General features: G+C 31.2%; 11 protein-coding genes. 3 read left to right on the top strand and 8 right to left on the bottom strand.

Annotation, left to right across the window (positions count from 1 at the left end; genetic code table 11):
• Positions 1-19: 19 nt before the first annotated feature.
• The 8 genes from NJU99_RS14085 to trmA form a co-directional block, all read right to left on the bottom strand.
• Positions 20-901: a flagellin N-terminal helical domain-containing protein gene (locus NJU99_RS14085; RefSeq protein ID WP_254576541.1), complete on the bottom strand. Its 882-nt coding sequence runs from the start codon at positions 899-901 to the stop codon at positions 20-22.
• Positions 902-1,163: 262 nt separating this feature from the next.
• Entirely contained in the window at positions 1,164-2,036 is an 873-nt protein-coding gene (locus NJU99_RS14080; RefSeq protein WP_254576540.1) for a flagellin N-terminal helical domain-containing protein, read from the bottom strand.
• 157 nt (positions 2,037-2,193) lie between these two features.
• Positions 2,194-3,072 (bottom strand): flagellin N-terminal helical domain-containing protein, encoded by an 879-nt coding sequence (locus tag NJU99_RS14075; protein ID WP_254576539.1) that lies wholly within the window; start codon positions 3,070-3,072, stop codon positions 2,194-2,196.
• A gap of 277 nt (positions 3,073-3,349) precedes the next feature.
• Positions 3,350-4,228: a flagellin N-terminal helical domain-containing protein gene (locus tag NJU99_RS14070; protein WP_254576536.1), complete on the bottom strand. Its 879-nt coding sequence runs from the start codon at positions 4,226-4,228 to the stop codon at positions 3,350-3,352.
• 262 nt (positions 4,229-4,490) lie between these two features.
• Positions 4,491-5,363: a flagellin N-terminal helical domain-containing protein gene (locus tag NJU99_RS14065; RefSeq protein ID WP_254576538.1), complete on the bottom strand. Its 873-nt coding sequence runs from the start codon at positions 5,361-5,363 to the stop codon at positions 4,491-4,493.
• A 157-nt stretch (positions 5,364-5,520) separates the two neighbouring features.
• Complete coding sequence (locus NJU99_RS14060) at positions 5,521-6,399, bottom strand: flagellin N-terminal helical domain-containing protein (protein ID WP_254576537.1); 879 nt, start codon at positions 6,397-6,399, stop codon at positions 5,521-5,523.
• A gap of 277 nt (positions 6,400-6,676) precedes the next feature.
• Positions 6,677-7,555 (bottom strand): flagellin N-terminal helical domain-containing protein, encoded by an 879-nt coding sequence (locus tag NJU99_RS14055; RefSeq protein ID WP_254576536.1) that lies wholly within the window; start codon positions 7,553-7,555, stop codon positions 6,677-6,679.
• Positions 7,556-7,618: 63 nt separating this feature from the next.
• Positions 7,619-8,740, bottom strand: coding sequence for a tRNA (uridine(54)-C5)-methyltransferase TrmA (gene trmA, locus NJU99_RS14050; protein WP_254576535.1), 1,122 nt, complete (start codon positions 8,738-8,740; stop codon positions 7,619-7,621).
• Positions 8,741-8,795: 55 nt separating this feature from the next.
• Here trmA and NJU99_RS14045 point away from each other — a divergent pair, with 55 nt between their 5' ends.
• The 3 genes from NJU99_RS14045 to glmU all read left to right on the top strand — a co-directional run bounded on the left by NJU99_RS14045 (position 8,796) and on the right by glmU (position 13,669).
• Positions 8,796-10,373 carry a helicase-related protein gene (locus tag NJU99_RS14045; protein WP_254576534.1) on the top strand — a complete coding sequence of 526 codons (1,578 nt, stop codon included), beginning with the start codon at positions 8,796-8,798 and terminating at the stop codon, positions 10,371-10,373.
• 69 nt (positions 10,374-10,442) lie between these two features.
• On the top strand, positions 10,443-12,368 hold the full coding sequence (locus NJU99_RS14040) for an ankyrin repeat domain-containing protein (protein WP_254576533.1): 1,926 nt from the start codon (positions 10,443-10,445) through the stop codon (positions 12,366-12,368).
• Positions 12,369-12,373: 5 nt separating this feature from the next.
• Positions 12,374-13,669: a bifunctional UDP-N-acetylglucosamine diphosphorylase/glucosamine-1-phosphate N-acetyltransferase GlmU gene (gene glmU / locus NJU99_RS14035; RefSeq protein WP_254576532.1), complete on the top strand. Its 1,296-nt coding sequence runs from the start codon at positions 12,374-12,376 to the stop codon at positions 13,667-13,669.
• The last annotated feature ends 4 nt before the right edge of the window (positions 13,670-13,673 follow it).

Here is a 13,673-nt window from a genome sequence, read left to right as displayed (position 1 = left end):
CTTTTATCATTTTTAAGCTTTACTGTAATAATCTAGTAACATTTTGTTGCATTGCATTTGCTTGACTTAATGCATAAGTCCCCGCTTGTGCAATTATGTTTTGTTTATTAAAGTTCGCACTCTCTTGAGCATAATCAACATCTCTAATAACAGATTCTGCATTTTTAATATTAGTTTGTTGAGTACCTAAGTTTCTAACAGCTGATTCTAATTGGTTTTGAGTAGAACCAAAGTCCGCTCTCCATCCATTTAGTCTATCTAAGGCATTATCAACTTGTAACATAGCTGTTCTAGCACCTGCTTGTGCGATAACTGAAGTCGAACCAATACTAATTACTCCAGCACTTACAACTCCAACTAATCCACCTAAACTTAAACCAGTAGTATTTGATTGTACACTATCCCCAGTAGAAATAGTATTAGCAGCTTTATCACCCATTTGGAATGTATGTGAAGCAGCAGTAGCCCCAGTTCTAAAAGTAGTATCACCTTGTAAAAGTTGAATACCATTGTAATTAGTTTGTTGTGCAATATTATCTAATTGATCAAGTAATTTTGATAAGTCTTTTGCAATAGCTTGTCTACCAGCAGTAGAAGTAGTAGCAGTAGCTGCTTGAATTAGTTTCGTTTTAACAATATCTAAAATATTAGATTGTTCAGCCATAGCTTTATCAGCAATTTGAGTTAAAGCAATAGCAGAGTTACCATTTGAGATAGCTTGACCTGTACCACTTGCTTGTGTTCTTAGTTTATCAGCAATAGATAAACCAGAAGCATCATCACTAGCTTTGTTGATTCTAAGACCTGAAGATAATTTCTCTAAAGAAGTACCTAAAGTTTTGTTTGTGTTTGAGTTTGATTCCATAGCTTGCATAGCAGCTACATTTGTATTAATTCTCATAATAAATCCTTTTCGAGATTAAAAAGATTTACCCTGATACGGGAGCCTGAAAACCTTCTCATATTACTGAGCATAGAGTTTTAACTCTTCGGCATAAATTTATACCTATACAATTACATATTACTCTTATCAAATATTACTCGGATATTTCACAACAATAATTTAAAGATTTATATAAATAACTTTACAAGGAGTAAATCCTTGAAAGTTAATTTATAAATGTTTAAATATATTAATTTAAACACAAGCCTTAAATTATTAACTATTGTAATAATCTTAGTACATTTTGTTGCATTGCATTGGCTTGACTCATAGCATAAGTACCAGCTTGAGCAACAATATTTTGTTTACTAAAGTTCGCACTCTCTTGAGCATAGTCAACATCTCTAATAACAGACTCTGCATTTTTGATGTTAGTTTGTTGTGTACCTAAGTTTCTAACAGCTGATTCTAATTGGTTTTGAGTAGAACCGAAGTCCGCTCTCCATCCATTTAGTCTATCAATTGCTTGGTCAACTTCTAACATTTGTGTTCTAGCATTAGCAGCAGTAATACCTGCTCCACCAGCACTAGTAACACCAGCACTAACTAAACCATCTAATGGCGCTAAACTTAATCCAGTTGTATTTGACTGAACACTGTCACCAGTAGAAATAGTATTAGCAGCTTTATCACCCATTTGGAATGTTTGTGAACTTGCTGTACCTGTATTAGTTGCACTATTCTGTAATAATTGAATACCATTATAGTTTGTTTGCGATGCAATATTATCTAACTGGTCTAATAATTTAGAAACGTCTTTTGAAATAGCAACTCTACCAGCAGTAGAAGTTGTAGCAGTTGATGCTTGAATTAATTTCGTTTTAACAATATCTAAAATATTAGATTGTTCAGCCATAGCTTTATCAGCAATTTGTGTTAAAGCAATAGCTGAATTACCATTTGATATAGCTTGACCTGTACCACTTGCTTGTGTTCTTAGTTTATCAGCAATTGCTAATCCAGATGAATCATCACTTGCTTTATTAATTCTAAGACCTGAACTTAATTTTTCTAATGAATTACTTAAATTAGAATTAGTTCTTGATGCCGATTCTTGAGCTGTCATTGCAGCTACATTTGTGTTAATTCTCATAATAAATCCTTTATATGATAAAAAGATTTACCCTGATACGGGAGCCTGAAACGTTCTTGATTTTACCCAAGCATAGAAGGAGAGCCTTCTTCGGAATCACTTGATCCCTATAATAAATGTTTCAACCCCATAAACTCCACAAATAAATCAATACAAATTATTGTAATAATCTAGTAACATTTTGTTGCATTGCATTTGCTTGACTTAATGCATAAGTCCCCGCTTGTGCAATTATGTTTTGTTTATTAAAGTTCGCACTCTCTTGAGCATAATCAACATCTCTAATAACAGATTCTGCATTTTTAATATTAGTTTGTTGAGTACTTAAGTTTCTAACAGCTGATTCTAATTGGTTTTGAGTAGAACCGAAGTCTGCTCTCCATCCATTTAGTCTATCAATTGCTTGGTCAATTTCTAACATCTGAGTTCTAGCATTTCCTGCTGTAATACCAGTTCCACCAGCACTAGTAACACCAGCACTAACCATTCCAACTAAACCATTTAAACTTAATCCAGTAGTATTTGATCTTACAGTATCACTAGTAGAAATAGTATTAGCAGCTTTATCACCCATTTGGAATGTATGTGAAGAGGCAGTAGCACCAGTTCTAAATGTAGTATCACCTTGTAAAAGTTGAATACCATTGTAGTTAGTTTGTTGTGCAATATTGTCTAACTGGTCTAATAGTTTATCTACGTCTTTACCAATAGCTTGTCTACCAGCAGTAGAAGTAGTAGCAGTAGCTGCTTGAATTAGTTTCGTTTTAACAATATCTAAAATATTAGATTGTTCAGCCATAGCTTTATCAGCAATTTGAGTTAAAGCAATTGCAGAACTACCATTTGAAATAGCCTGACCAGTACCACTTGCTTGTGTTCTTAATTTATCAGCAATAGATAAACCAGAAGCATCATCACTAGCTTTGTTGATTCTAAGACCTGAAGATAATTTCTCTAAAGAAGTACCTAAAGTTTTGTTTGTATTTGAGTTTGATTCCATAGCTTGCATAGCAGCTACATTTGTATTGATTCTCATAATAAATCCTTTTCGAGATTAAAAAGATTTACCCTGATACGGGAGCCTAATAACATTCTTGTTTCACCAAGCATAGAGTTTAACTCTTCGGAATCAATTGATTCCTATACATTTTCCCTTTAGGAAAGGGATTAACACCCAGAAGTGTCATTCCTTTTCCTAAAGGTATAATAGAATTATTACACACCAATTCTTAAAATTAGATTAAATAAAACAAAGATATAAAAAAAGGCCTAGAAAAAACTAGACCTTATCTATCTTTTTTAACTATTTATCTCTATTGAAGTAGTCTCATAACATTTTGAGATACATTATTAGCCTGACTCATAGCATAAGTTCCAGCTTGTGAGATAATGTTTTGTTTATTGAAGTTAGCACTTTCAGCAGCATAATCAACATCTCTAATAACAGACTCAGCTGCTTTGATATTAGTTTGTTGTGTTGCTAGGTTTCTAACAGCTGATTCTAATTGGTTTTGAGTAGAACCGAAGTCCGCTCTCCATCCATTTAGTTTATCTAAAGCTTGATCAATTTCTAACATCTGAGTTCTAGCATTAGCAGCAGTAAGACCAGTTCCACCAGCACTAGTAACACCAGCACTAACTTGACCAAGTAAACCACCTAAACTTAAACCAGTTGTATTTGATTGCACAGTATCACTAGTAGAAATAGTATTAGCAGCTTTATCACCCATTTGGAATGTATGTGAAGCAGCAGTAGCCCCAGTTCTAAAAGTAGTATCACCTTGTAAAAGTTGAATACCATTGTAATTAGTTTGTTGTGCAATATTGTCTAACTGATCTAATAGTTTATCTACATCTTTACCAATAGCTTGTCTACCAGCAGTAGAAGTAGTAGCAGTAGCTGCTTGAATTAGTTTCGTTTTAACAATATCTAAAATATTAGATTGTTCAGCCATAGCTTTATCAGCAATTTGAGTTAAAGCAATAGCAGAGTTACCATTTGAGATAGCTTGACCTGTACCACTTGCTTGTGTTCTTAATTTATCAGCAATTGCAAGTCCTGAAGCATCATCACTTGCTTTGTTGATTCTAAGACCTGAACTTAATTTCTCTAATGAAGAGTTTAAAGTTTTATTTGTATTTGCATTCGCTTCTCTTGCTTGTAAAGAAGCTACGTTTGTATTGATTCTCATAATAAATCCTTTTCGAGATTAAAAAGATTTACCCTGATACGGGAGCCTGAAAACCTTCTCATATTACTGAGCATAGAGTTTTAACTCTTCGGCATAAATTTATACCTATACAATTACATATTACTCTTATCAAATATTACTCGGATATTTCACAACAATAATTTAAAGATTTATATAAATAACTTTACAAGGAGTAAATCCTTGAAAGTTAATTTATAAATGTTTAAATATATTAATTTAAACACAAGCCTTAAATTATTAACTATTGTAATAATCTTAGTACATTTTGTTGCATTGCATTGGCTTGACTCATAGCATAAGTACCAGCTTGAGCAACAATATTTTGTTTACTAAAGTTCGCACTCTCTTGAGCATAGTCAACATCTCTAATAACAGACTCTGCATTTTTGATGTTAGTTTGTTGTGTACCTAAGTTTCTAACAGCTGATTCTAATTGGTTTTGAGTAGAACCGAAGTCCGCTCTCCATCCATTTAGTCTATCAATTGCTTGGTCAACTTCTAACATTTGTGTTCTAGCATTAGCAGCAGTAATACCTGCTCCACCAGCACTAGTAACACCAGCACTAACTAAACCATCTAATGGCGCTAAACTTAATCCAGTTGTATTTGACTGAACACTATCCCCAGTAGAAATAGTATTAGCAGCTTTATCACCCATTTGGAATGTTTGTGACGATGCTGTTCCAGTACCTGTCGCACTTGCTTGTAATAGTTGAATACCATTATAGTTTGTTTGCGATGCAATATTATCTAACTGGTCTAATAATTTAGAAACGTCTTTTGAAATAGCAACTCTACCAGCAGTAGAAGTTGTAGCAGTTGATGCTTGAATTAATTTCGTTTTAACAATATCTAAAATATTAGATTGTTCAGCCATAGCTTTATCAGCAATTTGTGTTAAAGCAATAGCTGAATTACCATTTGATATAGCTTGACCTGTACCACTTGCTTGTGTTCTTAGTTTATCAGCAATTGCTAATCCAGATGAATCATCACTTGCTTTATTAATTCTAAGACCTGAACTTAATTTTTCTAATGAATTACTTAAATTAGAATTAGTTCTTGATGCCGATTCTTGAGCTGTCATTGCAGCTACATTTGTGTTAATTCTCATAATAAATCCTTTATATGATAAAAAGATTTACCCTGATACGGGAGCCTGAAACGTTCTTGATTTTACCCAAGCATAGAAGGAGAGCCTTCTTCGGAATCACTTGATCCCTATAATAAATGTTTCAACCCCATAAACTCCACAAATAAATCAATACAAATTATTGTAATAATCTAGTAACATTTTGTTGCATTGCATTTGCTTGACTTAATGCATAAGTCCCCGCTTGTGCAATTATGTTTTGTTTATTAAAGTTCGCACTCTCTTGAGCATAATCAACATCTCTAATAACAGATTCTGCATTTTTAATATTAGTTTGTTGAGTACTTAAGTTTCTAACAGCTGATTCTAATTGGTTTTGAGTAGAACCGAAGTCTGCTCTCCATCCATTTAGTCTATCTAAGGCTTGATCAATTTCTAACATCTGAGTTCTAGCATTTCCTGCTGTAATACCAGTTCCACCAGCACTAGTAACACCAGCACTAACCATTCCTGATAAACCATTTAAGCTTAACCCTACTGTATTAGAATGTACACTATCACTAGTAGAAATAGTATTAGCAGCTTTATCACCCATTTGGAATGTATGTGAAGAAGCTGTATTTGTACTTGCTAATGTAGTATCACCTTGTAAAAGTTGAATACCATTGTAGTTAGTTTGAGCAGCAATATTATCTAATTGTGTTAACAGTTTATCTACGTCTTTTGAAATAGAAACTCTACCAGCAGTAGAAGTAGTAGCAGTAGCTGCTTGAATTAGTTTCGTTTTAACAATATCTAAAATATTAGATTGTTCAGCCATAGCTTTATCAGCAATTTGAGTTAAAGCAATTGCAGAACTACCATTTGAAATAGCCTGACCAGTACCACTTGCTTGTGTTCTTAATTTATCAGCAATAGATAAACCAGAAGCATCATCACTAGCTTTGTTGATTCTAAGACCTGAAGATAATTTCTCTAAAGAAGTACCTAAAGTTTTGTTTGTATTTGAGTTTGATTCCATAGCTTGCATAGCAGCTACATTTGTATTGATTCTCATAATAAATCCTTTTCGAGATTAAAAAGATTTACCCTGATACGGGAGCCTAATAACATTCTTGTTTCACCAAGCATAGAGTTTAACTCTTCGGAATCAATTGATTCCTATACATTTTCCCTTTAGGAAAGGGATTAACACCCAGAAGTGTCATTCCTTTTCCTAAAGGTATAATAGAATTATTACACACCAATTCTTAAAATTAGATTAAATAAAACAAAGATATAAAAAAAGGCCTAGAAAAAACTAGACCTTATCTATCTTTTTTAACTATTTATCTCTATTGAAGTAGTCTCATAACATTTTGAGATACATTATTAGCCTGACTCATAGCATAAGTTCCAGCTTGTGAGATAATGTTTTGTTTATTGAAGTTAGCACTTTCAGCAGCATAATCAACATCTCTAATAACAGACTCAGCTGCTTTGATATTAGTTTGTTGTGTTGCTAGGTTTCTAACAGCTGATTCTAATTGGTTTTGAGTAGAACCGAAGTCCGCTCTCCATCCATTTAGTTTATCTAAAGCTTGATCAATTTCTAACATCTGAGTTCTAGCATTAGCAGCAGTAAGACCAGTTCCACCAGCACTAGTAACACCAGCACTAACTTGACCAAGTAAACCACCTAAACTTAAACCAGTTGTATTTGATTGCACAGTATCACTAGTAGAAATAGTATTAGCAGCTTTATCACCCATTTGGAATGTATGTGAAGCAGCAGTAGCCCCAGTTCTAAAAGTAGTATCACCTTGTAAAAGTTGAATACCATTGTAATTAGTTTGTTGTGCAATATTGTCTAACTGATCTAATAGTTTATCTACATCTTTACCAATAGCTTGTCTACCAGCAGTAGAAGTAGTAGCAGTAGCTGCTTGAATTAGTTTCGTTTTAACAATATCTAAAATATTAGATTGTTCAGCCATAGCTTTATCAGCAATTTGAGTTAAAGCAATAGCAGAGTTACCATTTGAGATAGCTTGACCTGTACCACTTGCTTGTGTTCTTAATTTATCAGCAATTGCAAGTCCTGAAGCATCATCACTTGCTTTGTTGATTCTAAGACCTGAACTTAATTTCTCTAATGAAGAGTTTAAAGTTTTATTTGTATTTGCATTCGCTTCTCTTGCTTGTAAAGAAGCTACGTTTGTATTGATTCTCATTTTATTATTCCCTTTTTAGGATTCCATTACATTATATATAAATATATATTAGCTAAGCTAAGTTTAAATTTTGTTTAAAATAACGCCAGTTTCGATATGTTTTGTATATGCAAACTGGTCAAATAATGCAAATTTTTCTATGCTATGAGTCTTTGTTAGCACTTCTAAATCTCTGTGAAGAGTTTCTGGATTACATGAAATATAAATTATTTGATTATAGTTTGTAACTAATTGTCTTGTTAAGTCATCAAGTCCTGCTCTTGGTGGATCAACAAAAATAGTTGAAAAATCATAGCTTTTTAAATCAATATTTTTAAGTCTAGTGAACTCTCTTTTTTCTTCTAGTGCTTCTACAAATTCTTCAGCACTCATCCTTACAAAATCGATATTTGAAGTACTATTTAGTTCACAGTTTTTTAAAGCTGAATTAATTGATGTTTTTGAAATTTCAGTTGCTAAAACTTTTCTAAACTTTGTAGATAAAGGGATTGTAAAATTCCCACCACCACAATATAATTCACATAAGTCACTTTCACTTCGATTGATGTTATTTAATACCCATTCAATCATTTTTACATTTACTTTTGTATTAGGTTGTGTAAAACCACCTTCTTTATATTGGAAGTAAAAGTCTTGATTATTAATATTTAAAGTCTCATCTATATAATCATTACTTAAAATTACTTTTTGTTTTCTACTTCTTCCAATTATTTTTATTCCATATTTTTCTTCAAGTTTTTTTGCTTCTTCACTCCATTGTTCATCAAGTTTTCTATGATAAATTATTGTTACAAGCATATCTTTCGTTGTAGAACCTAAAAACTCTATGGCATAAACCTTAAAAGACATTGTATGTGAACTTTGAATTTCTTCTAAAAGTTTAGGCATTAACTCTTTTATTTGTAAACTTACAATTTGACATGAATCTATTTCTAGTGTAGTTTTATCAAAACTTGTCATTGCATAAGATAGAGTTGGATTATCATTTTCATCGAAATTCTTCCAAATTCTAAACTCTGCTCTATATCTGAAGTTTTCTTCATCGCTTTTGATAATATCAAACTCTTCACTTGTAAAGTTTAAGAATCTTTCTTTTTCTCTTTGTATTTTTACTTCAAGTTGTTCTTCGTAGCTTTTATCATATAAAGTACATGAGCCACATTGCCCAAAATATTCACAATTCATTTATAATCCTGTTTCATTTAATACGATATTATATAGTATTAACTATAATACGTCCATGAAAGAAAATTGGCAAGAACAACTACACACACTATTAAATTGTGATTTAAAAGAGCTTTACCCTCTAGCACGAAGTTTAAACAGAAAATTAGAGTTTTACGTAGGACCTACAAACTCAGGAAAAACTTATAATGCTATGAAACAGTTAAAGCAAGCAAATTCAGGTTTATATTTAGCTCCTTTAAGGCTTTTGGCTTTAGAAGGATATGAGGATTTAAAAGCATCAGATATTGATGCAAGTTTAGTAACAGGTGAAGAGCAAATCTTTGATGAAGATGCTGCACATGTTTGTTCAACCATAGAGATGCTGGATTTTGATTTGGATGTTGATGTTGCAGTAATTGATGAAGTTCAAATGCTAGATGACAATGATAGAGGTTGGGCATGGGTAAATGCTATTATTGGTGCTCCTGCAAAAAAAGTAATTATGACGGGAAGTGTAAATGCCCTAGAAGCTGTAAAAAAAGTAGCTTCTTATTTAGGGGAAGAATTAGAAGTTGTAAAACATAAAAGAAAAACACCTTTAGAAGTTATGGAAAGACACACTTCTTTAGATAATTTAAGTAGCGGAACAGCACTTATTGCTTTTTCAAGAGCAGATGTTTTAAAACTAAAGCAAAAACTTCAAAAGAAATATAGAGTTTCTGTAATTTATGGAAATTTATCTCCTGAGGTTAGACGTGATGAAGCAAAAAGATTTAGAGAAGGGCAAAGTGATATTTTAATAGCAACTGATGCAATAGCAATGGGTCTAAATCTTCCTATTCATACAATCCTTTTTACAACTGATACAAAGTTTGATGGCATTAGTAGAAGAAAACTAACTGTTAATGAAATAACACAAATTGTAGGACGTGCAGGAAGATATGGGCATTTTGAGGCAGGACTTTTTGGCGCAACAAGAAGGGATGTTTTAAAGCATATTCAAAGTGAGTATAAAAAGCCTATAAAAACTATAAAGCCACCTTTTAAAGTAAAAATTAATGCAGCACAATTAGAAGGTTTAGCAAGTCATATAAAAACAAAATCTTTAACAAAGACTTTAATATATTTTGCAAAAAATATGTATTTTAGTGGACCTTTTATTGCTTCAAATATCTCTTCAATGCTTGAAGCTTCAAAAATTGTAGACACAAGACATAATCTAAAACTTGAAGATAAGTATTTATTAGCTCAAGCTCCAATTACAACTAAGTCACCTATTATATTGCAAGCATATCAAGCATATATTGCAGCAGTTATTAGAAAAAAAGTTTGTAGATATAGACCATCTATTACCCTTCCTAAAAAGACTGAAATAACACAAAGAGATTTACTTTTAGTAGAGGACGAAGTTAAAAAAATATCTTTATATTTATGGCTTTCGTATAAAATGCCAGACATTTTCCCAGACCATGATAAAGCTTTTATTTTAAGGAACTCTTTTAACTCATTTATAGAGCAAACTTTAAAATCAAATCTTGTACAAGACAGGTCAAATAATTTTTCTAAGCCTAGACATAAAGACTATGGAGATAAAAATAATAATAAAAAAAGAGTATATGGTAGAAGAAGAAACAAAGATAGTTTTAAGTAGAAAAAATACAAATTTAGATAAAATAAATACTAAAAATAAAAAGTATTTAAATTATAAGGAAAATATGCCATGATTAATAAATTGTTTAAAGGTAGTGATTCAGATATTTTTCAAAAAGAGCTACTTAAAAACAATGTTGATAAAAGTAAAATCCAAAAAATAATAGATGATGGCATAGATATAAATCAAGTAGATGAAAAAGGAAGAACTATTCTTTTTTCTCTAATTGCAAAAAGAAAAATTGATGCAATAAAAATCCTTCTAGAAAACAAAATAGATTTAACTATTGAAGATGAGTATGGAAGAAATGCTTTAGCTGAAGCTGTTTTTAGAGGTGATGGAATGATGATTCGATTTCTTCTTGATAATGGCTGTAATGTAAATGATAAAAACTCCTCAAATAGAACAATTTTACAAGATGTGGCTCTTGAAGGTGATTATAAAACTTTTAGAGTTCTAATGAATTACAATCCTGAATACAATTTAAAAGACAACTATAACAAAACAGTTTTATATGATGCTGTTGAGGGTGGAAATGTAAATATAGTTAAAGAGGTTATAAATAATATAGATGATATTAATCTTTTAGATGAAAATGAACAAACAGTACTCTTCCCTGCTGTATTAAAAGAAGATACTGAGATTGCTAAAACACTTATCTTAAATGGTATAGATATTAATAAAAAAGATATAAGTGGTCAAACTGTTTTATTTAATGCTATTTTACAAGGTGAAAATAGTTTAGATTTGATTATGCTTCTAGTGAAAAAAGGAGTAAATTTAAATACGGTTGATAAAAGTCATAGAACTATACTTGATGAAATTTTGTATGTTTTAGAGCTTCAAAAACTAAAACCATCTGAATTAGATGGAAAATATGTAACTATTAAAGGGGATAAAAACTATTTAAGTTTAGCCTCATTGCTAATCAAAAATGGTTTATTAGTTGATAGATTTGATGATGAGGGAAATACTACTTTATGGAAAGCAATACAAAAACAAAATTATGAAAATATAGAATTCTTATTAAAAAGTGGTGCAAATATTAATACCAAAGATGAAAAAGGTCAAACTATTTTCTTTAAAGAAGTAATAAAAGGTTATCCTAACTTTAAGATGATTTCCTACTTAGTTAAACATGGTGTAGATGTAAATATTAGAGACCATGAAGAAAAAACGGCATTTGACTACTTAATAGAGAAAATTTATAAAACTGAAAATCTTATTCAAAACGAAGAATCAGAACCTAAGGGGTATTTGATTTTATTTAAAAAACTATTACCTTTAAAGCCAAAGCTTGATGAAGTTAGAAGTGATGGAAGGAATGTACTCTTTGATGTGGTTAAATATAATCATTTTGAATTAATAAAAACTCTTTTAAATTATGGAATGAACCCAAATATAAAAGATAAAGAGGGCAATACTCCTTTATCTGTGATGATAGATACAGGAGTGAAACTAAAAATCAAAGAAGCAAGAGAGAGATTTTTAGAAAGACTTGTCTTCTTTTTAAAGTTTAGAGTAAATCTTGAAGCTCAAGATAAAGATGGAAGAACTGTTTATCATAAAGCTGTAATTGCTGATGATTTAGAACTTATAGAAAAGCTTCTAACTAAAAAAGTAAATTTAGATATAAAAGATAAACAAGGAAGAACAGCCCTGCATCATACTCAATGGACGGGTAACTATAAAATTGCAAGATGGCTAATAGCAGCAGGTGCAAATATGAACGAACCTGATAATGCAGGTTTTACTCTTTTAAATTATGCTGCTATTTTTGGACATGCAAAACTTGTAATTGCACTAGTTGCCTCTGGTGTTTTAATGTATAATCGAAACCCAAAAAGTAAAAAAGTTGCACAATTTTTCAAAGATAAGGAAAAAAATCTTCTCAAATTATTAAAAAGTAATATTAGTGATGATAAAATGCGACATTCATTAAGAGAAGTTGCTGAGAATTTAATCAAAGAAGTAAACGAAGTTTTAGAAGGATAATAAATATGAACAATAAGTCAATCATTATTTTAGCTGCAGGTGCTGGTACAAGAATGAAATCAGAGAAACCAAAGGTTTTACATGAGATTTCAGGTAAAGCAATGTTATATTACTCAATCAAAGAGGCATTAAAATTAAGTGATGATATTACAGTTGTTCTATATCATCAAGCCCAAAGAGTTCAAAATGAGATGGAAAAATACTTTGAAAATATTAACTATGTAATACAAGATCATGCAAATTATCCAGGAACTGGTGGGGCTGTTATGGGGATTACTCCTAAGTATGAGCAAACACTAGTTTTAAATGGAGATATGCCATTAATTCAATCAGAAGAGTTAAAGAAGTTTGATATAGATGCAACTATTGTAATGTCTGTATTAGAGCTTGATAGTGCAGATGGATATGGTAGAGTTATTGTTGAAAATGGAAATGTTAAAAAAATTGTTGAGCAAAAAGATGCTTCTGAAGCTGAATTAGCTGTAACAACAGCAAATGCAGGGATTTATCAATTTGAAACAAAATTTTTATTAGAAAATCTTCCAAAACTTTCAAATGCTAATGCTCAAAAAGAGTACTATATAACTGATTTAATTGAAATGGCAATAAATGAAGGTAAAACTTTAAAACCATTAGCTGTAAATGAAGAGAATTTCAAAGGTGTTAATTCAAAAGTTGAATTAGCAGATGCTGAAGTTATTCATCAAAATAGAATAAAAAAAGAGTTTTTAAAAGCTGGTGTTATTATGAGGTTACCAGATACTATTTATATCCAAGAGGGTGTAGAGATTGAGGGTGAATCTATATTAGAAAATGGAGTTACACTTTTAGGAAATACAAAAATTGTAAATTCACATATTAAAACAAATACAGTAATTGAAGATTCTGTTTTAATTGATAGTGATGCTGGACCAATGGCTAGAATTAGACCAGGAAGTGAACTAAATTCTACACATATAGGAAATTTTGTAGAGACTAAAAAAGCAAAATTAAATGGTGTTAAAGCAGGACATTTATCATACCTTGGAGATTGTGAAATTGATGAGGGTACAAATATTGGTTGTGGTACAATTACTTGTAATTATGATGGTGTTTCTAAATACAAAACAATTATAGGTAAAAATGTATTTGTAGGTTCAGATACACAATTAATAGCACCTGTAACACTTGAAGATAATACGATGATTGGTGCAGGTTCAACTGTAACACAAGATGTAAAAAGTGGTCAGCTTTATACAACAAGAGCTAAAAAAAGAGCAGTAGAAGGCTACTTTTATAAACATTTTGAAAACAAAAAATAAAAGA

Source organism: Arcobacter roscoffensis, from assembly GCF_024267655.1.
Lineage (GTDB): Bacteria > Campylobacterota > Campylobacteria > Campylobacterales > Arcobacteraceae > Arcobacter_B > Arcobacter_B roscoffensis.
This window is presented reverse-complemented; position numbering and strand designations above follow the sequence as displayed.

Bases quoted from the DNA above. Each gene is read 5' to 3' on its own strand.
- NJU99_RS14085 (WP_254576541.1), bottom strand. From the start codon at position 901: ATGAGAATTAATACAAATGTAGCTGCTATGCAAGCTATGGAATCAAAC.
- NJU99_RS14080 (WP_254576540.1), bottom strand. From the start codon at position 2,036: ATGAGAATTAACACAAATGTAGCTGCAATGACAGCTCAAGAATCGGCA.
- NJU99_RS14075 (WP_254576539.1), bottom strand. From the start codon at position 3,072: ATGAGAATCAATACAAATGTAGCTGCTATGCAAGCTATGGAATCAAAC.
- NJU99_RS14070 (WP_254576536.1), bottom strand. From the start codon at position 4,228: ATGAGAATCAATACAAACGTAGCTTCTTTACAAGCAAGAGAAGCGAAT.
- NJU99_RS14065 (WP_254576538.1), bottom strand. From the start codon at position 5,363: ATGAGAATTAACACAAATGTAGCTGCAATGACAGCTCAAGAATCGGCA.
- NJU99_RS14060 (WP_254576537.1), bottom strand. From the start codon at position 6,399: ATGAGAATCAATACAAATGTAGCTGCTATGCAAGCTATGGAATCAAAC.
- NJU99_RS14055 (WP_254576536.1), bottom strand. From the start codon at position 7,555: ATGAGAATCAATACAAACGTAGCTTCTTTACAAGCAAGAGAAGCGAAT.
- trmA (WP_254576535.1), bottom strand. From the start codon at position 8,740: ATGAATTGTGAATATTTTGGGCAATGTGGCTCATGTACTTTATATGAT.
- NJU99_RS14045 (WP_254576534.1), top strand. From the start codon at position 8,796: ATGAAAGAAAATTGGCAAGAACAACTACACACACTATTAAATTGTGAT.
- NJU99_RS14040 (WP_254576533.1), top strand. From the start codon at position 10,443: ATGATTAATAAATTGTTTAAAGGTAGTGATTCAGATATTTTTCAAAAA.
- glmU (WP_254576532.1), top strand. From the start codon at position 12,374: ATGAACAATAAGTCAATCATTATTTTAGCTGCAGGTGCTGGTACAAGA.